We start from the raw sequence: 19588 nt of genomic DNA on the forward strand, positions 1-19588 counted from the left end.
TCAGCTCGGTTTCCGTGAGCGGTCCTTGAGGCGGTCTCGCCGGACGGCGAGGCGCCGGGCGGCGCGGTCGAGGCCGGGGGTGGGGCCTCCACCGTCGAGGTGCGCGGCGAGCGCGCGGATGGTGGGATGGCGGAACAGGTCGACGATCGGGATCTCCCGGCCGAGCGCCGAGCCCAGGCGGGCCTGGACCGCGGCGATGGCCAGGGAGTGACCGCCGATCTCGAAGAAGTTGTCGGCGGCGCCGACCCGCGGGACGCCGAGCACGGCCCGCCACACCTCGGCCACGGCCCGCTCGGTGGGCCCCGACACCTCGCCGCCGGCCCCGTCGCCCTGCCGGGGGGCGGGGCGGCGCAGCGCGGCGCGGTCGATCTTGCCGTTGGGGGTCAGCGGCAGCGCGGGCACCACGATGACCTCGGCGGGCACCGCGTGCTCGGGCAGCACCGCGCGCAGGTGCTCCAGCAGCCGCTGCGGCGCCAGTCCCGGCCTGCGGGGCACCGCGTAGGCGTGCAGCACGGTCTCGCGTCCCTCGCCCCGGTCGGCCACCGCGGCGGCGGCGCGGACCTCGGGGTGGGCGGTCAGCGCGGCCTCCACCTCGCCGGGCTCCACCCGGAAGCCGCGGACCTTCACCTGGTCGTCGCGCCGCCCGGCGATCGTCACCGTCCCGTCCGGGTTGAGCCGGCCCAGGTCGCCGGTGGCGAAGGAGCCGCCGGTGAAGCGGAGCCGGGTCAGCTCGGGGTCGAGGTAGCCGGTCGCCAGGTTGGCGCTGCGCACCACGACCTCGCCGAGCTCGCCCACCCCGGCCCGGCGGCCGTGCCGGCCGAGGACGACCAGCTCGCTGCCCTCGATGCCGCGCCCGGCGGGGACGGGCTCGGCGCTCTCGCGCGGCCGCTCGGGCAGCTCGTGCCAGGCGTGCGCCTGCGGCGTCTCGGTGGTGCCGTAGAAGGCGACCAGGCGGGCGGCCGGGGCCAGCCGCCGCAGCCGCGCGGCGTCGGCCTGGGTGAGCCGGTCGCCGCCGGTCGCGATCAGCCGGACGTCGGGCAGTGCCGCGCCGGTCCCGCAGAGCATCCTGGCCAGTTGCGGGGTCAGGTGCAGCACGCCGACGCGGTGCTCGCGCAGCCACGCGGCCAGCCGGGCGGGGTCGCGCAGCAGGTCCTGCTCGGGCATGCAGAGCCGGGCGCCGGTGGCCAGCGGCACGAACAGGTCGCGCAGCGCCGGGTCGTGCGCCAGGCCCGAGAGCAGGGCGAACCGGTCGCCGGGGGTCACCGCGAAGGTGGCGGCGTACCAGGCGACGAAGTGCGCCAGCGGGCCCTCGCCGGTCAGCACCGGCTTGGGGTCGCCGGTGGTCCCGGAGGTGAGCGAGAGGTACCCGCGCCCGGTCCCCGCCGGAGCCTCCGCCGGGGAGGGCCCCGTCGAAGCCCGCGCGGAAGCCTCCGCCGGAGCCTCTGCCGAAGCCCGCGCGGAGACCTCTGCCGGAGCCTCTGCCGACGTCTCCGCGGAAGCCTCCGCCGGAGCGGGCTCCGGCAGGACGATCTCCGGCAGGCCCGGCAGGGCCGGCGTTCCCGGGCAGCGCAGCACGGCCACGGCCCCGGCGGCGGCGGCCTGGCGGGACAGCACCGGCCCGGGGTGGGCCGGGTCCAGGATCACCCAGCGGGCCCCGGAGGCCAGCACCCCCAGCAGCAGGCCGGGAAGCTCGGGCACCCGCGCCGCGAGCACCGCGACCGCCTGCCCCGGCTCGACCCCGGCCGCGCGCAGCGCCCCGGTCGTGCGCCGGCGCAGCGCGACCAGCCCGTCGTACCCGAGGGTCCGGCCCGCGCCTTCCACCACGACCTCGGGGTGCAGCGTCTCCAGCGGCCCCGGCCCGTCCCAGACCGGCAGCTCGGCGGGGGGCTCCGGCTCCGACAGCACGGCCAGGCGCGCCGCCTCGGCGGGACGCTCCAGCAGCCCCGCCAGCAGGTGCCGGTAGGAGGCCAGCAGGGCCTCCATCCTGGCGGCCGAGAACAGGTCGGGGTTGTAGACGAGCTGCAGCGCGTAGCCGTCGCCGCGCTCGCTGACGTACATCGTCAGGTCGAACAGCGCGCCCGGCAGCCCGGCCGCCAGCGCCTCGGTCACGCACCCGGGCAGGTCGAGCTTGGGCTCGGCGAAGTTGTACATGTTGAACATGACCTGCGTCACCGGGTTGCGCCCCAGGTCGCGGGGGACGCGCAACGCCTCCACCACGCGCTCCAGCGGCACCTCGCCGTGCGCCACCACCCGCGACAGCTCGTCCCGGCAGCGGGCCACGTGCTCCTCGAAGGAGGAGTCCGGGTCCCGGCTCAGCCGCAGCGGCAGCACGCGCACGCACATGCCGACCAGCGACTCGAACGCTACGTGCCCCCGGTCGGCGTACGGGGTGCCGACCACCAGGTCGTCCTGCCCCGACAGCCGGGAGAGCAGCTCGGCGAACGCGGCCAGCAGCACCGGGTACGGGGTGACCCCCATCCGCAGGGCCAGTTCCCTGACAAGGGCGCCGACCCGGGAGTCGACCTCCGCTGTCAGGAGCGCTCCAAAAAAGGTCTGCACGGGGGGCCGGGGGGCGTCCCTGGGCAGGTCGAGGACCATGGGCGCGTCGCGCAGGTGCTCGCGCCACCAGTCGACGGCCTCGCCGTTCGAACGCTCCCTGGACCAGGCCACGTAGTCGGTGAACGCCGCTCCGGCGGGCCCGGGGTCGGTGCCCCGGTAGGCGGCGCTCAGGTCGCGGTAGAAGACGTCCTGGGACCAGCCGTCGAAGACGATGTGGTGGACGGTCACGGCGAGCACGTGGTCGTCGCCGGCCAGGCGCAGCAGCCTGGCCCGCACCAGCGGCCCGGCCTCCAGGTCGAAGCGCGTGCGGGCCTCGCGCTGCAGCAGCCTCTCCAGCGCCACCTCCGGGGAGGGGTAGGCCGACAGGTCGTCGAGCGGGAGGGGCACCTCGCCGGGCGGGGCGACCGAGACGTGCGGCACGCCGTCGCGGGAGGCGATCCGCCAGCGCAGCGCCTCGTGCCGGGCCACCACGGCCTCCAGGGCGCCGCGGAGCGTGTCCTGGTCGAGCGGGCCGCGTACCCGCTCGGCCATCGCGATGTTGTGGGCGGGCGTCTCGGGGGCGAGCCGCTCGACGAACCACATGCGCCGCTGCGCGGGCGAGAGCGACGGCCCCTCGGCGCCCGGGGTGCCCGGCGCGTCCGAGGCGCCGGGCGTATCCGCGAGGGCGGTGCCGGCGCCGGTGCCGCACGGGGGCGCCTGCTCGACGCCGGACGACAGGGCGCCGTAGGTACGGGCCGCGTAGACGTCCTCGACCGAGACGTCCCGGCCGAGCTCGGCGCGGATGGCGGAGACCAGGCGCATCGCCCGCAGCGAGTGCCCGCCGCGCTCGAAGAAGTCGTCGTCGTCGGCCGGGGCGGGGGCGTCCAGCACCCGCGCCCAGATACCGGCCAGACCGGCGTCGCCGGAGGCGCCGGTGACACGGGTGACACCGTCGGTGCTGTCGGTGCCGACGGTGCCGGCGGCTTCGTCGGTGCCGGTGGCGTGGGCGGCGTCGCGGGGGAGGGCGCGCAGGGCGGCCAGGTCGACCTTGCCCGAGGAGTTCAGCGGCAGGACCGGGACGCGTACCACCCGGGTGGGCAGCATGTACACCGGCAGGCGCCGCGCGCAGTGCTCGCGCAGAGCGGCCTGGTCGGGCGCGTCCAGCGGCGCGAGGTAGGCCACCAGCTCGCCGGGGGCGTCGACCACGGCCTGCGTCACCCCGGGGTGGGCCCGGATGACCGACTCGACCTCGCCGATCTCGACCCGCTGTCCCTGGATCTTCACCTGCCGGTCCAGCCGCCCCATGAAGGCGATCCGGCCGTCGGGCTGCCAGGCCACGTGGTCACCGGTGCGGTAGAGCCGCGTCCCCGGTGTCCCGGAGAACGGGTCGGGCACGAACCTGCCGGCCGTCATGCCGGGCAGGCCCAGGTAGCCGCGGCTCACCTGCGGCCCGCCGATGTACAGCTCGCCGGGGACGCCGACGGGACACTCGCGCATGTCCTCGTCCAGGATGTGCGCCCGGCAGCCGCCCAGCGGGAACCCGATCGGCAGCGACCGCTCCCAGGTGCCCGACAGCTCGGTGCCGACCACGCACACGGTCGTCTCGGTGGGGCCGTACCAGTTGTGGAAACGCGTCCGCGCCGACCAGCGCTCGACCTGCTCCGGGCCGGGCGGCTCGCCCGCGGTGACCAGGTCGCGCAGGTGCGGCAGCCCGGCCGGGTCGACCAGCGGCAGCAGCGCCGGGGGGATGAAGCCCCAGGTGACGTCGTGCGCCTCCAGGAAGCGCTGGAGGCGGCCCGGGTCGGACCTGTCCTCGTCCGGGACCAGCTGCACGCACCCGCCGGCGGTGAGGGGGGTGAACATGTCGAGCACCGAGACGTCGAACCCGAGCGCGGAGAAGGCGATCGACCGGCACGTGGCGTCCAGGCCGAAGTGGGCCGCCGAGGCGGTGACGAAGGCGACCACCGAGGAGTGGTTCACGACCACTCCCTTGGGCCGCCCCGTCGATCCCGAGGTGTAGAGCACGTAGGCGGCGTTCCCGGGACGGACACCGCCGCGGGTGTCACCGCCGCCGCCGGTGATCGTCTCCCCGGCACCCGTTCCCGCGGTCGCGTCACCGGTTCCGCCCGTGCGGCCGCTCGCGTCGCCGGTTCCGCTCGCGGTACCGGTCGCCGTCGCGGGGCCGGTTTCGGTCACGGCGCCGGTCGCGGGGGGCGTATCGCCGGTTTCGGACGCCGGGGTCGCCGGGGCGCCGCTCACCGCTGCGGCCGGTGTGACGGAAGGGGTGCCTGCCGGGGCGTGAGCGGTAATTTCGGACACGGTTCCGGTCCCCGTGCCGATTTCCGGCTCGACCAGGACCCGCCCGCAGCCGGCCAGCAGCCCGTGCCCGCGGGCGTCGGTCACCACGATCGTGACACCGGCGTCGTCGAGCACCTCGTCCAGCCTGCGGCGTGGGTGCGCCGGGTCCAGGGGGACGTACGCGCCACCGGCCATCATGATGCCCAGGGCGGCGACGGGCATCAGGGGAGTGCGCCCGGCGCAGAGCCCCACCCGGTCCTCAGGACCCACTCCCAGGGCACGTAACCGCAGCGCAAGGGCGGTGGCCGCGTCCATCAGCCCCCGGTAGGTGAGACGGTTCCCCCACTGCCGGATCGCGGGCGCGGAGGGTGTCCGTGCCGCCTGGGCGGCGATGAGGTCGCAGAGCAGCGCCTCCGGAGCGGTGTGCGCCGGTCCGGCCGTCCAGGAGGCGGGAGCGGGAGCCGCCGGCGGTTCCGGAGAGGTGAACGGCCCTCCGGTCACCGATGCGGACGACGAGTCATCCCGCGTCGCTTCGAGCATCCACCCCCCATAGCCCCAAACAGGGTTTTTACCCTGTCAAGTATTCACAAGCCTCAAGCCAGTCATTCCTAATGTTTGTCTCAGGGGGCAGTCAAGGGTTGAAAGTTAAACCTGTGTCGGAATGCCGGTTTCGGCTGTCCCTCAAGATCCCTGCGGGCATTGACCGTCCAGAATCACCGCAGGTCACAGTGTTCTGTTAGACGGAAGGTGACCGTCCACTTCCCTCTGTCGCGAAGCGCGGGGGTGGACGGTCACCTGATGTCATGACGCGTTGACCGAGAGCAAATGGCCGAAATACCAATTTCGGTCGTCAGTTCACCACGCTGTCATCCCGGTCGTAGTCGTCGGCGATTCGCTCGGCCTCCTCGTCGGTCAGCCGGTCGATCTCGGCGGCCAGCGTCTCCTCCACCACCAGGGCGAGGCGGCGGACCGAGCGGGTTTCGAACAGGGCGTTGAGCGGCAGGTCGATCCCCACCGCCGAGCAGATCCTGGCGACCACCTTGGTGCCGAGCAGCGAGTGCCCGCCGACCTCGAAGAAGTCGTCGTCGACGCCGAAGCCCTTGCGGCCCAGCACCTCGCACCAGATCTCGTGCACCAGCTCCTCGCTCGCCGTGTCCGGGGCGGCGGGCGGGGCCGTCGTGTCCGGCGCGTCACCGGCGTCGGCGGGGGAGGGCAGCGCGGAGCGGTCGAGCTTGCCGTTGGGCAGCCGGGGCACCCGCTCCAGCGGCACGAAGAGGCTCGGCACCATCGTGGCGGGCAGCCGCGACGCCAGGAACGCCCGCAGCTCCCCGGACGGCACCCCGCCCCCGGGAGCCGCCTCACCGCCCGCGCGGCCGTCCGAGCCGCCAGAGCCGCCAGAGCCGCCAGAGCCGCCAGAGCCGCCAGAGCCGCCAGAGCCGCCAGAGCCGCCAGAGCCGTCAGAGCCGTCAGAGCCGTCAGGGGCGGCGCCCGCGCCGGTCGCGGGGGCCATGTCGACGTACGCGACCAGTGCCCGGCCGCCCGGAGCGTCGTCGCGGACCGCGGCGACCACCCGGCGCACCCCCGGGTACGCCGCCAGTGCCGCCTCCACCTCGCCCAGCTCGATCCGCACCCCGCGCACCTTCACCTGGTCGTCGGCGCGTCCCAGGAACTCCAGGGTGCCGTCGGCCGACCGCCGCACCAGGTCCCCGGTGCGGTACAGGCGGGTGCCGTCGCCGAACGGGTCGGGCACGAAGCGCTCGGCGGTCAGCCCGGGCCGCCCCCGGTACCCGCGCGCCACCCCGTCGCCCCCCAGGAACAGCTCCCCGGCCACCCCGACCGGCACCGGCTCCATCCGCTCGTCCAGCACGTACGCCGTCGTGCCCGCGACCGGTGTGCCGATCGACATCGACTCCGCGCCGTCGGGCACCCGGTGGGCCAGCGACCAGATCGTCGTCTCCGTCGGCCCGTAGAGGTTCCACAGCTCACCGGCGACCCGCCGGATCCGCGCGGCCAGCGCCACCGACAGCGGCTCCCCGCCGCTGAACACCCGGCCCAGCCCGGCCGGCAGCCGCTCGGTGATCTCCTCCAGCACCGACGGCGGCGCCTGCACCGTCGTCACCCCGGTCCGCGTCACCAGCTCCGCCAGCCCGCCGTTCCCGTACGGGGGAGCCAGCACCACCGCGCCGCCCGCGGTCAGCGGACCGAAGATCTCCAGCGCCGCGATGTCGAACGAGAGCGAGGTCAGCAGCAGCATCCGCTCCCGCTCGGTGAAGCCGAACCCGGTGACCAGGTTCACCACCCCCCGGTGCGGCACCACCACCCCCTTGGGCCTGCCCGTCGAGCCCGAGGTGTAGATCACGTACGCGGGCGCGTCCGGGGAGAGCGGCTCGGGCTCCAGGACGGGCCCGCCGTTCATGGGCAGCGCGTCCATCAGGATCGCCGGGGGATGGCTGGCCGGAAGCCGCTCCACCATCGTCGAGCGGGTCAGCAGCAGCGGGCTGCCCGAGTCGGAGAGCATGAAGGCCAGCCGGTCCGCCGGGTAGTCCGGGTCGAGCGGCACGTAGCACCCGCCCGCCTTCAGCACCGCCAGCAGCGCCACCAGCAGCTCCGGGCCGCGCGGCAGGCAGACCGCGACCGGCGTCTCGGCCCGCACGCCGCGCTCGCGCAGCCGCCGGGCCAGCACGCCCGCCCGCCGCTCCAGCTCCCCGTACGTCAGCTCGCCCTCGCCCCAGATCACCGCGGGCGCGTCCGGCGCCCGTCCGGCCCGCTCGGCGATCAGCTCGTGCAGGCAGCGCTCCGGGTAGGAGGGGGCGGGCCCGTGCCAGGAGGACAGCACCCGCTCCCGCTCCGCGCCGTCCATCACCGGCAGCCGCGACAGCGGCAGGTCCGGGTCGGCCACGGCGGCGCCGAGCAGCGTCAGGAACCCCGACGTCAGGCGGCGGATCGTCGCCTCGTCGTACAGGTCCGTGCTGTACTCGATCCAGCCCTCCAGCGCGCCCGCGGGGTTGTGCAGCTCCATCGTCAGGTCGGTCTGGGAGGTGCCGTTGCCGTACCGGCCGCGCCCGTCCGTCGCGATCTGGTTGAACCCCACCTGGAACAGCGGCGTCCTGCCCGGGTCGCGCGGCGGGTCCACCACCTCCACCAGCTTGGCGAACGGCACGTTCTGGTGGTCGAACGCCTCCAGCACGGTCGTGCGGACCCGGTCCAGCGCCTCGGCGAACGACGGGTCGCCCCCCAGGTCGCTGCGCAGCGGCAGCGTGTTGACGAACATGCCGATCAGGGCGTCCAGCTCGGGCAGCTCGCGCCCGGCCACGGGTGAGCCCACCACCACGTCCGTGCGCCCGCTCCAGCGCGCCAGCAGCGCCGAGAACGCCGTCAGCAGCACCGTGAACGGGGTGGTGCTGCGCGACCTGGCCAGCGCGCCCACCCGGGCCGACAGCTCCTCGGGCACGGTGAAGTCCACCGAGGCGCCCAGGTACCTCAGCTGTGCCGGGCGCGGCCGGTCGCCCGGCACCTCCAGCGGTACGCTGCCGCGCAGCCGCTCCCGCCAGTAGGCCAGGCCGGCGTCGAGCTCGCCGCCGCCCAGCCGGCCGCGCTGCCAGGCCGCGTAGTCGGCGTACTGGATCGGCAGCTCGGGCAGCTCCGGCGCGCGGCCTTCGCGCAGGGCCAGGTAGATCTCGCTCAGCTCCCGCGAGAACACCCCGGAGGACCAGGCGTCGAAGATCGTGTGGTGCAGGACGCCCACCAGCCGCCACCGCCCGCCGCCCAGCGTCACCAGCCGCATCCGCCACAGCGGGGCGGTGTCCAGGCGGAAGGGCCGGCGCGCGTCCCCGGCGGCGATCCGCTCGAACTCCGCCGAGGACGCCTCGGGCGTCAGGCCCGACAGGTCCGTCCTGGCGAGCTCGACCGGCACCCGGTCCGCGACCGCCTGCACCACCTGCTCGTCGCGCAGCTCGAACGTGGTCCGCAGCGACTCGTGCCGGCCGGCCAACGCCTCCAGTGCCCGCTCCAGCAGCCCGGGATCCACCGGCCGCATGGCGGTCAGCTCCGAGACCCAGGCGACGTTGTAGACGGCCAGCTCCGGCATGAGCTCGTGCAGGAACCAGATCCGCTCCTGGGCGAACGAGGCGGGGAAGACGTCCATCACACTTTCTCCTTCAGGCATTCGCGGAGCTGGTCGGCGATCGTGGGCAGGGCGGCCGTCTCGCCCAGGGTGGCCAGCCAGTGCCACTGCTCCAGGGCGTGGCAGAGCCGGTAGAAGGCGAGGCGCTCGGCCTGGTCCTCCGGCAGGTCCCCGTACCCCTCCAGCAGGTGGCGCCGCAGCTCCTCGTCGCCCCTGACCGCGAAGTAGTCGGTCCGCGCCAGGTCCATCAGCGGGTCGCCGCCCAGCGCGTTCTCCATGTCGATGACACCGGTCATCCGCAGCGGCCCGGCCGCTCCGCCCGAGCCGTTCGAGCCGTTGCGGACGGCCGACCCGTCGTGCCTCTCGACCATCACGTTGCGTTCGTGGAAGTCGTAGTGGCACAGCACCGGCTCGGTGCAGCGCGCCAGCAGGTGCCGGTCGCGCCCGATCCGGCCGGTCAGCTCCGCGTGCAGCTCCGCCTCCCCGCCGAACTCGACGAACTGCGCCAGCAGCGTCTCCATCCGCGCGCCGAAGAAGGCGTCGTTGGAGGACTCCATCGGCCCCTCGACAGGTCCGAAGCCCTCCACCCGCACGCCGTGGATCGCCCGCAGCGTCCGGCCCATCTCCCGGTAGAGCGGGGCGATCTCCTCGCCCGACAGCCCGGACGACACCTCCGACAGCGGCCGTCCGGCCACCTTCGTCATCACCGAGTACGGGTAGGGCAGGTCGCGCCGCGAGTCGTCCCAGTGGACCACCTCCGGGCACGCGGCGCCGCTGCCGCGCAGCAGCGCGTAGACGCCCACCTCCTTGTGCAGCCGGGCCGCCAGCACGTTCGGGTAGATCTTCACGATCAGGTCCCGGTCGGCGCACTCGACCTCGTACACCGCGCTGATCTCCCCGCCGGTGCGCAGTCTCACCCCGCGCACCTCGGCGTCCGGGCACGGGCCGCTCAGCAGCGCCCGTGCCCGCTCCACCGGCAGCGGCATGGTGATCGCCTTGGCGAACGCCGGCGCGGTCCACGACACGCTCACCCGGTTGCCCACCCGCTCGCGCAGGATCTCCGCGCCCACCAGGTCGTCCGGCGGGGCGTCGGGCATCTCGTCGTCGAACGTGGACAGCACCCGGGTGCGCATCGAGATCAGCACGTGCACCGCGATGCCCAGGCCCAGCACGATGTACATCAGCGCCACCCCGCGTCCGGGACCGACGCCGATCACGGCGCCCACCGTCGGCGCCAGCGCCCCCTCGGGCATCATCAGCGGGTTCAGCAGCCGCTCGCCCAGCGGCGCGACCACCGCCATGCCGATCGGCAGCGTCGACCACGACACCATCTGGTTGAGCGACTGCACCCGGCCGTGGAAGCGCTGCGGCACCTTGGTGTGGATGATCGTCAGGAAGGTGCCGTTGACGATCGACAGGCAGCCCCACAGGCCGAACGCGCCGATCCCCACCACCAGCGCGGAGGGCTGCAGGCCGGTGATCACCGCGAACACCGAGAGCGCCAGCGTCGCCAGCAGCACCCCGCGCATCCGCCGGCGCCGGGGCCCGCCCCACAGCGCGATCACCATGCCGCCCAGCGCCCCGCCCAGGCCGCCGACGAAGGAGATCTGACCGGCGACGGTCAGCGTGGAGAACGACAGCACCAGCGGCGTGATCGACAGCAGCAGCGCGGCGAGCATCACGTTGAGCGTCGCGAAGTAGATCATCGCCGCCCGCAGGTGGCGGTTGCCGATCGACATCCGCAGGCCCTGCCTGATCTCCTTGGAGAGCGGCTCCCTGGGCGAGTGCGCCATCGTGTCCGGGAAGCGGATCAGCAGCAGGGCGCCCAGCACCAGCACGAAGCTCGCCACGTCGACCACGAGGATGCCGCCCAGGCCGATCGAGGAGAGCAGCGCCACGGCCAGCAGCGGCGCCGCGAACTGCGCGGTGCCGATCACCATCTGGACCACCCCGGCCGCGTGTCCCATGTACTCCTTGGGGACGAGCTGGGGGAGCGCGGTGGTGAAGCCCAGCCGCTGGAAGATCAACGCGATCGACAGACACACCGTCAGCGGGTAGATGTGCCAGATCTGCAGCGTGCCGGTCCAGAACAGCATGCCCAGGACCAGTTGCGTGCCCCCGGCCATGCAGTTGCCGAGGATCATCATCGAGCGCCGGCTCGACCGGTCCACCAGCGCTCCGGCCAGCGGCGCGACCACCACGCCCGGCATGATCGACAGGGCCACGAACAGCGCGAAGTCCACCAGCGACCCGGTGGTCAGGTAGATCCACACCGGGATCGCGAAGTCGGTGATCGCGGTGCCCACCATCGAGACGAGCTGGAACACCGAGACGATCAGGAACCGCCGCAGGCTGGGCGGCGGCGCCTTGCGCGCGGGTGCCGTTCTCACCGGCGCGGCCCTCGTCGCCGACCTGGGCACGGGGGGCGGTGGCGCTACGGCCGGTGCGGGCGTCCCGGTTCCCGTCGTGCCCGCGTCCGCGTCCGCGTCCGCGTTCGTGTCCGCGTTCGCGTTCGTGCCCGTGCTCGCGTTCGCGTCCGTGTTCGTGCCGGTGTCCGTCGCCGCCGGGGCCGGGTCGGCCTCGCCGGGCTCGGGGGAGCGGAGGGAGACCTCCTCGACCCACCAACCCGCCCCCGGGCCCCGGGAGGGCCGGTCCAGGGTGTCGGCGGCGTCGTACCCGATGGCGATGTGCGTGTTGGTGAGGATCTCCGACAGCTCAGCCGCCCGATATTTCAGGAAATAGTGACCGGCTTCATCCAGGATGACCAGCGCGGCCGTGTCGCTGAGGAAGTGCCACTCCCGGTAGCGCTCCAGGTAGTAGTCGGTCGTCGGGTCCTGCTCGCCCACCACCGAGACCACCGGCGCCCGCAGCCGCTCCACCTTCTCCGCCAGCGCCCGCGTGAAGATCTCCTCCGCGATCAGCGTGTCCTGCCGCTGGTTGCGCACCATGAACCGGATCTGCTCGTCGTCCAGCCCCGAGATGTCGGTGCCCATCGACTTCATCCGGTTCTCGTACACCCGGTCGCCGCGCAACCGGTCGTAGCGGGTCAGCCGGGCCAGCGGCCCCATGATCCGCCCCCGGGGCCGGGCGAACGGGAAGATCGCGCCGATGTACACCGCCTCCAGAGCGCGTCCCCGCGCCTCCAGCCGCCGCGCGACCTCCACCACCAGCGCCCCGCCGATGCCGCAGTGCCCGTACAGCGCCAGCGGGCCCTCCACGTTCGCCAGGATCTCCTGCACGCACAGGTCCGCGACCTCCTCGAACGGCCGCGTCTCCTCGTCCGGCAGTCCCGGGTCGTGCCCGGGGAAGGCCAGCGCGTGCAGCGCGCACCCGTCCGGCAGCGCGTCGGCCAGCGGCTGGAAGATCAGCGGGCTGCCGCCGCCGTACGGCACGCACACGTACGTCATCAGCCGCGGCCCCGGCGCGGTCAGCTCGTACAGCAGGCTCCGCGGCCCCGACGGGCCCGTGGGCCGTTCCACCAGCGCGGCCAGCTCGCGCACCGTCGAGTGCTTGAACAGGTCCATCACCCCGACCGCCCGGCCCCCGACCATCGGCAGCGACTTGCGCATCCGCGCCACCGCCTGGATCGCGACCAGCGAGTGACCGCCCAGCGCGAAGAAGTCCCCGTCGGCGCCGACCGACTCCACGCCCAGCAGCTCCCCCCAGATCTCGGCGATCGCCCGCTCCACCGGCGTCCGGGGCTCGGCCCCGGGCCCCGCCGTCTCGGCGGGCCGGCCGGGCGCGGGCAGCGCGGCGCGGTCCAGCTTGCCGTTCGGGCTCAGCGGCAGCGCGTCCAGCACCACGAACGCCGCCGGAACCATGTGCTCGGGAAGCGTCAGCTTCAGCGCCCGCCGCAGCTCCGCCCCGTCCGTCGCCGTCCCGCCCGCGGCTCCGTCCGCCGTCCCGCCCGCGGCCTTGCCCGCCGCTCCGCCCGTCGCACCGCCCGTCGTCCCGTTCGCGGCGCCGTTCGCGGTCCCGTCCGCCGTTCCCTCCGCGGCCCCCGGCGCCTCACCCGGTGCCGGGACCACGTACGCCACCAGCCGCCGGTCACCCGGCGCGCCGTCCTCCCGCACCGTGACCACCGCCTCGCGCACCCCGGGCAGCGCGCGCAGCGCCGCCTCGATCTCGCCCGGCTCGATCCGCTGCCCGCGGATCTTCACCTGGTGGTCGATCCGCCCCAGGAACTCGACGGCACCGTCACGCCGGAGCCGCGCCAGGTCGCCGGTCCGGTACAGCCGCGACCCCGGCTCCCCGAACGGGTCGGGCACGAACCGCTCGGCCGTCAGGCCGGGCCGGGCGTGGTAGCCCATCGCCACCTGGACCCCGCCGATGTGCAGCTCCCCGGGCACCCCGAACGGCACCGGGCGCAGCTGCCCGTCCAGCACGTACAGCGACGTGTTCCGCACCGGATGCCCGATCGGGATCCGCTCCTCACCCGGGCGGCACCGCCACAGGCTCACGTCGATCGCCGCCTCCGTCGGCCCGTACAGGTTGTACAGCTCCGTGCCCGGCAGCCGGTCGAAGAGCCGCGCGGCCACGTGGACGGGCAGCTCCTCGCCGCTGCACACCACCCGCCGCAGCGACCCGCACGCCTCGACGCCCTCCTCCTCCAGGAACGCCGCCAGCATCGAGGGCACGAAGTGCGTCGTCGTCACCTTGCGGTGCACGATCAGGTCGCGCAGGTACGCCGCGTCCCGGTGCCCGCCAGGACGGGCCAGCACCAGCCGCGCGCCGGTCACCAGCGGCCAGAAGAACTCCCACACCGACACGTCGAACCCGGCGGGGGTCTTCTGCAGCACCACGTCGTCGCCGGTCAGCCGGTAGGTCTCCTGCATCCAGCCCAGCCGGTTGCGGATGCCCGCGTGGCTGTTGGGCACCCCCTTGGGGCGCCCGGTCGATCCCGAGGTGTAGATCATGTACGCCGCGTCCGCCGAGGTCGCGGACGGCTCCACCGGCGTGCCCGGCCCGTCCAGCGGATCGTCGAGCACCACCGTCACCACCCCGGTGGCCGTCCCCCCCGGAGACACATCCGCCGCCGTGCCCGCCGCCCTCGTGGCCGCGTCCCGCAGCTCGGGGAGCGTCTCCAGCACCGCCCGCTGCGCCAGCAGCACCGGCACGGCCGCGTCGGCCAGCATGAACGCCAGCCGCTCCGGCGGGTAGTCCGGATCCAGCGGCACGTACGCCCCGCCCGCCTTGACCACGCCCAGCAGCGCCACCACCAGCTCGACCGACCGCTCCGCGCACACCGCCACCAGCGAGCCGCGCCCCACCCCCAGCTCCCGCAGCCGGTGCGCCAGCCGGTTGGCCCGCGTCTCCAGCTCCGCGTACGTCAGGCGCTCACCCTCGAACTCCACCGCCACCGCGCCGGGCGTCCGCGCCACCTGCTCCTCGAACATCCCGCCCAGCGTCGCCCCGTCCCGGTACGGCTCGCCCGGTCCCGCCGCGCACGCCAGCACGCGCTCCCGTTCCCCGGCCGAGAGGACGTCCAGCTCCGAGACGCGCGCGGCCGGGGCGGCGACCACCGCCTCCAGCAGCGTCCGCAGCTGGGTGACCATCCCCTCGACCGTGGCCGCGTCGAACAGGTCGCGGTTGTAGACGAACAACCCGCCCATGCCGTCCGGCTGCTCGGTCAGGAACAGCTCCAGGTCGAAACGCGTCGCGCGGGCCTCGAACTCGAACGGCTCCACCTCCAGCCCCGGCCAGCGCGTCGCCTCCCTGCTGCCGTAGCTCTGCAGCGCGAAGACCGTCTGGAACACCGGCGAGCGGCTCACGTCCCGCTCGACGCCCAGCTCCCCGACGAGCTGCTCGAACGGCAGCTCCTGGTGCTCGTACGCCTCCGTCGTGGTCCTCCTGACCCGGGCCAGCAGCTCGGAGAACGTCGGGTCCCCCGACAGGTCGGCCCGCATGGCCAGCACGTTCACGAACATGCCGATCACGCTCTCCAGCTCCCGGCGGGGCCGCCCGCCCACCGGGGAGCCGACCGCGAAGTCCTCCTGGCGCGCGTAGCGCCCCAGCAGCACCTGGTAGGCCGCGAGCAGCACCATGTACAGCGTCGCGTCCGACTCCCGCGCCAGCCGCGTCAGCCGTTCCGTCAGCCCGGGGCTCAGCGAGAACCCCCGCGAGGCGCCCGCGAACGTCTGCTCGCCGCGCCGCCGCCCGTCCAGCGGAAGCTCCAGCGGCGCCACCCCGGTCAGGCGCGACCGCCAGTACGCCAGGCTCGCCTCCGAGGTGGGCCGCTCCCGCTGCCAGAGCGCGTAGTCGCCGTACTGCAGGGCGGGCGCGGGCGGTTCCTTCCCCGCGTAGCAGGCTCCCAGCTCCCCGGCCAGGATGTCGGCGGACCAGCCGTCACCGCAGATGTGGTGAAGGGCGACCAGCAGCACGTGCTCCTCGGCGTCCCCGGCCGGCGCGTACCCGGCCACGGTCCCGCGAGCGTCCCGCACGTCCCCGGCGTCCCCGGCCCGCGCGTCCCCGGCCCGCGCGTCCCCGGCCCCATCCCCGTCCTCGGTCCCGGCCTCGCGAGCGTCGTCGGTGTCCGGGGCGTGGTCCACCCGGACCAGCAGCACCCGCAGCAGCGGCCCCCGCGACAGGTCGAACGGTGCCGCCGCCGCGTCGCTCACCACCCGCAGCGCGTCCTTCAGGTCGCTCGCGCGGGCCCGCTCGAGCGGGACCTCCACGCGTTCCCCGACCACCGCCGACGGGCGCCCGTCCTCGTCGGAGGGGAACAGGGTCCGCAGGCTCTCGTGCCGGGCGACGACCGTCCCCACGGCCCGCTCCAGCGCCGCCACGTCCAGCCGGCCCCTCAGGCGCAGCGTCATCGGGATCGTGTACGCGCCGGTTCCCGGGGCGAAGCGGTCCATGAACCACAGCCGCTCCTGCCCGAACGAGAGCGGCGCGGCCTGTCCCGGCGCCCGCCGGGGGATCGTGTACGCCGGATCCGGTGCGCGCCGGCGTAAGCGTTTCTCCAGTAGTGCTCGCTTGGCCTCGGAGAGCTGGGTGCTGCTGGGAGACGGGCCAGGCGGGGAGCTCACACAGGTCTCACTTTCCGCGGGGGGTGGGGAACGCTCCGCGGCGACAAGCACGCCGGATCGCTACACGACCACTTCCCCTTCCTCGGGATCACAGATACCCATGCATATCTGTCGAACCCGGGTGAGATCAACGAAAATCACGATTGAAGTCACCATTCGTTCACATTTCGGCACACTCGCGCCGTGTCTCCCCTCCACACGACGTTCCGTTCACGCCGCGTCCCGCCGGCGTCGCGTCCGCCTCACGTCGTGCCCCCGCTTTTCCCGCCGTTCCCCTCGTTCCCGTCACGCGCGCCGGGCTCCGCGTACTCCCAGGTGCGCAGCGTGATCGACCGCCCCTTCCCCTCCGCGGGCGCCGGTGGCGCGTCCGTCAGGCGGTATCCCGTGGCGCGGGCCACCGCCACGCTCGGGGCGTTGTCGTCCTCGATCTCCAGCAGCAGCCGGTCCACCCCGACCGTCTCCCGGGCGTACTCCGTCATCAGCCGCACCGCCGCCGTCGCCAGCCCGCGTCCCCGGTGGGCGGCTCCCACGCTGTAGCCGATCGCGGCCAGGTCGGGGCCCAGCCCCCTGAACATCAGCAGGACCTCGCCGGCGGGCTCGCCCCCGTCCACGGTGATCACCAGTTGCACGGACTCCCCGGCCGCCCGCCGCTGCCGGGACCGCTCCAGATAGGTCCGCGCCGCCTGGAGGCCGAAGGGCGAGACCAGCGGCGTCCAGTAGGCCACCTGGGGGTCGTCGAACAGCGTCACCATCGCGTCGAGGTCGCCGTCCTCCCACTCCCGCAGCACCACCCCGTCACCGGTCAGCCTCACGTGCTCGGGAAGGCGCACCCGGGAGCCGTCCCCGGCCCCCCGCTCCGGCCCGCCGTCTCCTGCAGCCTCCACGCCGCCACCTCCGGTCGCACCACGTCACGTCACTGGTGAGCAACCTACTCGCCCGCGCGCCTGCCCTCGCGGGGGAAGGGGGGGGGCGGGGGCCCGTGGCAGGAAAGCCGGGCGTGGTGACACGAAAAACCGCCCGGCTGAGCAGCCGGGCGGCCGATGTCGTGCCCCGGGTGGGACTCGAACCCACACTGTACGGGTTTTGAATCCGCTCCCTCATGCCAATTGGGGTACCGGGGCAGAGATTCGAACATGTCCGAATCATCCAAAACGCTTGCCGTGCAGCCTAGCCGATGACGATCCCTTGACCGGTACCGGCGTGGTCCCAATCTAGCGGACGTCGGTACTCTCTTGCTCGTGAGTACGCAGCGGCGAGTGGTGATCGCGGAAGACGAGGCTCTGATCCGTCTCGACCTCAAGGAGATGCTGGAGGAGGAGGGGTATGCGGTCGTCGCGGAGGCCGGTGACGGGGAGTCGGCGGTCACGCTGGCGCTGGAGCACCGGCCGGATCTGGTGATCCTGGATGTGAAGATGCCCATCCTGGACGGGATCTCCGCGGCCGAGCAGATCGTGTCGCAGCGGATCGCCCCCTGCCTGATCCTCACCGCCTTCTCGCAGCGCGACCTGGTGGAGCGGGCGAGGGACGCCGGCGCGATGGCGTACCTGGTGAAGCCGTTCACCAAGTCCGACCTGGTGCCGGCGATCGAGATGGCGGTCAGCAGGCACCAGGAGATGGCCGCGCTGGAGCGCGAGGTGGGGACCCTCTCCGAGCGGCTGGAGACGCGCAAGCTCGTCGAGCGGGCCAAGGGCCTGCTGATGGAGCGGCACGCCTGGAGCGAGCCCCAGGCGTTCCGGTGGATCCAGAAGGCGTCGATGGACCGGCGGCTGAGCATGCGGCAGGTGGCGCAGATCGTGGTGGCCGACACCGGCACGGCCGCCACCGCGGACGCGGGGACCACCGGACCGGACGCCGGGACACCCGAGGCCTGACCCGGACACCCGCGCCCGGACGGGGACACCCGGGCCCGGACGCGGACACGGACACACGGGTCCTGACACCGGGACACCCCCGGCCTGACAGGGGACACCCAGGGCCGGAGCGACTTTTCTGTCGATTTCATGCTTTTCTGGCGGCACCTGCCGGGAGACCGTAATGTGCTGCCGCGCGGGCGCCCGGGAGGCGCGCGCGGTGTGGTGCCGGGGGCGCGATGTGGTGTTCCCGGTGCTCAGGGCGATCTCTGTGAGGCCGTAAGGTTGCCAGTGACCACGGCTTTTACATCTGATAGCCGAAAAGGATCGGTGCTGTAACGAAGCGGTAACGGCGGGCCGTACTGTATCGACCCGTGACATCCGCTGGTTGTACTAACCGACACAACCCCTGGCCACCCGCCAGGGAGGGCATCTGTGAACCCGGGCCCGACGAAGGGCCGGGCGAAAGGAAGGCAACCTTGCGGCTTAAGACTGCACGCCTCGGTGGAGTGCTTGCCGCCAGTGTGGCGCTCACCCTCGGTCTCGCCGCCTGTGGCGGCGACAGTGGTGGTACGGCGACCGCGCCGGCTGAGGGCGGCTCCAGTGCTGCCGCCCCTGGTACCGTCAAGATCGGTTTCATGGGTGACCTGACCGGTGCCAACGCCGGTATCGTCATTCCCCCGCGGAACGGCGCCAAGCTCGCCATTGACGAGTACAACAAGACCAACCCGGCCACGAAGATCGAGCTGGTCGAGTACGACAGCCAGGGAGACCCCTCCAAGGCAGTCGCCCTGGCCCAGCAGGCCATCAAGACCGACAAGATCGTCGCGATGGTCGGCCCGGCCTTCTCTGGTGAGTCCGCCCAGGTCGCGCCGGTCCTGGAGGAGGCGAAGCTGCCGAGCATCTCGGCCTCCGCCACCAACGCCGCCCTGTCGGCGAACGGCTGGAAGTACTGGCACCGCGTGCTTCCCAGCGACAGCATCCAGGGCCCCGGCATCGGTGAGTTCATCGCCACCGGCGTCGCGGCGAAGAACGTCTTCGTCATCGACGACAAGTCCGAGTACGGCAAGCCCCTGGCCGACGCGGTCCGCAAGACCCTCGGCGACAAGGGCGTCAAGCTCACGAACGACTCGCTCGACCCGGCGGAGAGCGACTTCTCCTCGGTCGTGAACAAGGTCGTGTCGACCAAGCCCGACGCGATCTTCTTCGGTGGCTACTACGCCGCGGGCGGCAACCTGCTCAAGCAGCTCCGCGACAAGGGCGTGAAGGACACCAAGTTCCTGTCCGGCGACGGCTCGCTGGACAAGGGCCTGATCGACGGCGCCGGCGCGGCCAACGCCGAGGGCGCCCTGGTCGGCTGCCCGTGCTACATCGCCACCCCGGACGTGACGGACGAGAAGGTCAAGGCCTTCGCCGACGCCTACAAGACCGCCTACAGCGCCGACCCGGCCATCTACGCGGCCGAGGGCTACGACGCGGGCACGGTCTTCGTGAACGCGGTCAAGGAAGGCGCCGTCACCCCCGAGGCGATCAACGAGTTCATCGCCAAGGTGGACTTCGGCGGGGTGTCCAAGCAGGTCAAGTTCGAGGCCAACGGTGAGGTCTCGGCCAAGGACATCTACATCTACCAGGTCAAGGACGGCGTCATCGGCCTGCTGGGCAAGTCCACCGAGGCCAAGCTGGGCTAGTCCGCCGCTACAAGATGAGTAGGTAGCCGACGCGCCGGGAGCGGGAACGCGCGATGCGTTCCC

At 73.4% G+C, this 19588-nt stretch carries 6 protein-coding genes and 1 tRNA gene; 2 read left to right on the forward strand and 5 right to left on the reverse strand.

The window, feature by feature from the left end; genetic code table 11:
- The 5 genes from ACLQ2R_RS18860 to ACLQ2R_RS18880 form a co-directional block, all read right to left on the reverse strand.
- Complete coding sequence (locus ACLQ2R_RS18860; protein ID WP_425961192.1) at positions 1 to 5376, reverse strand: amino acid adenylation domain-containing protein; 5376 nt, start codon at positions 5374 to 5376, stop codon at positions 1 to 3.
- A 310-nt stretch (positions 5377 to 5686) separates the two neighbouring features.
- A complete protein-coding gene (locus ACLQ2R_RS18865; protein WP_425961193.1) occupies positions 5687 to 8980 on the reverse strand; it encodes a non-ribosomal peptide synthetase in 3294 nt (1097 codons plus the stop codon).
- Positions 8980 to 15987: an amino acid adenylation domain-containing protein gene (locus ACLQ2R_RS18870; protein ID WP_425961194.1), complete on the reverse strand. Its 7008-nt coding sequence runs from the start codon at positions 15985 to 15987 to the stop codon at positions 8980 to 8982. Before ACLQ2R_RS18870 ends, ACLQ2R_RS18865 begins: the two co-directional genes overlap by 1 nt.
- A 242-nt stretch (positions 15988 to 16229) precedes the next feature.
- Positions 16230 to 16871, reverse strand: a complete 642-nt coding sequence (locus tag ACLQ2R_RS18875; RefSeq protein WP_425961196.1) for a GNAT family N-acetyltransferase — start codon at positions 16869 to 16871, stop codon at positions 16230 to 16232.
- A gap of 162 nt (positions 16872 to 17033) precedes the next feature.
- Positions 17034 to 17108 (reverse strand) — tRNA-Leu (locus ACLQ2R_RS18880).
- 117 nt (positions 17109 to 17225) lie between these two features.
- On the opposite strand from ACLQ2R_RS18880, the gene ACLQ2R_RS18885 reads away from it, so the two are divergent.
- Together ACLQ2R_RS18885 and ACLQ2R_RS18890 are read left to right on the forward strand one after the other, a co-directional pair.
- The gene (locus tag ACLQ2R_RS18885) at positions 17226 to 17858 is read left to right on the forward strand and encodes an ANTAR domain-containing response regulator (RefSeq protein WP_425961197.1); all 633 of its coding nucleotides are present in this window, start codon (positions 17226 to 17228) and stop codon (positions 17856 to 17858) included.
- 503 nt (positions 17859 to 18361) lie between these two features.
- On the forward strand, positions 18362 to 19525 hold the full coding sequence (locus ACLQ2R_RS18890) for a branched-chain amino acid ABC transporter substrate-binding protein (protein ID WP_425961594.1): 1164 nt from the start codon (positions 18362 to 18364) through the stop codon (positions 19523 to 19525).
- Positions 19526 to 19588 lie beyond the last annotated feature (63 nt).

The organism is Streptosporangium sp. DT93 (assembly GCF_049844535.1).
Classification (GTDB): Bacteria; Actinomycetota; Actinomycetes; order Streptosporangiales; family Streptosporangiaceae; genus Streptosporangium.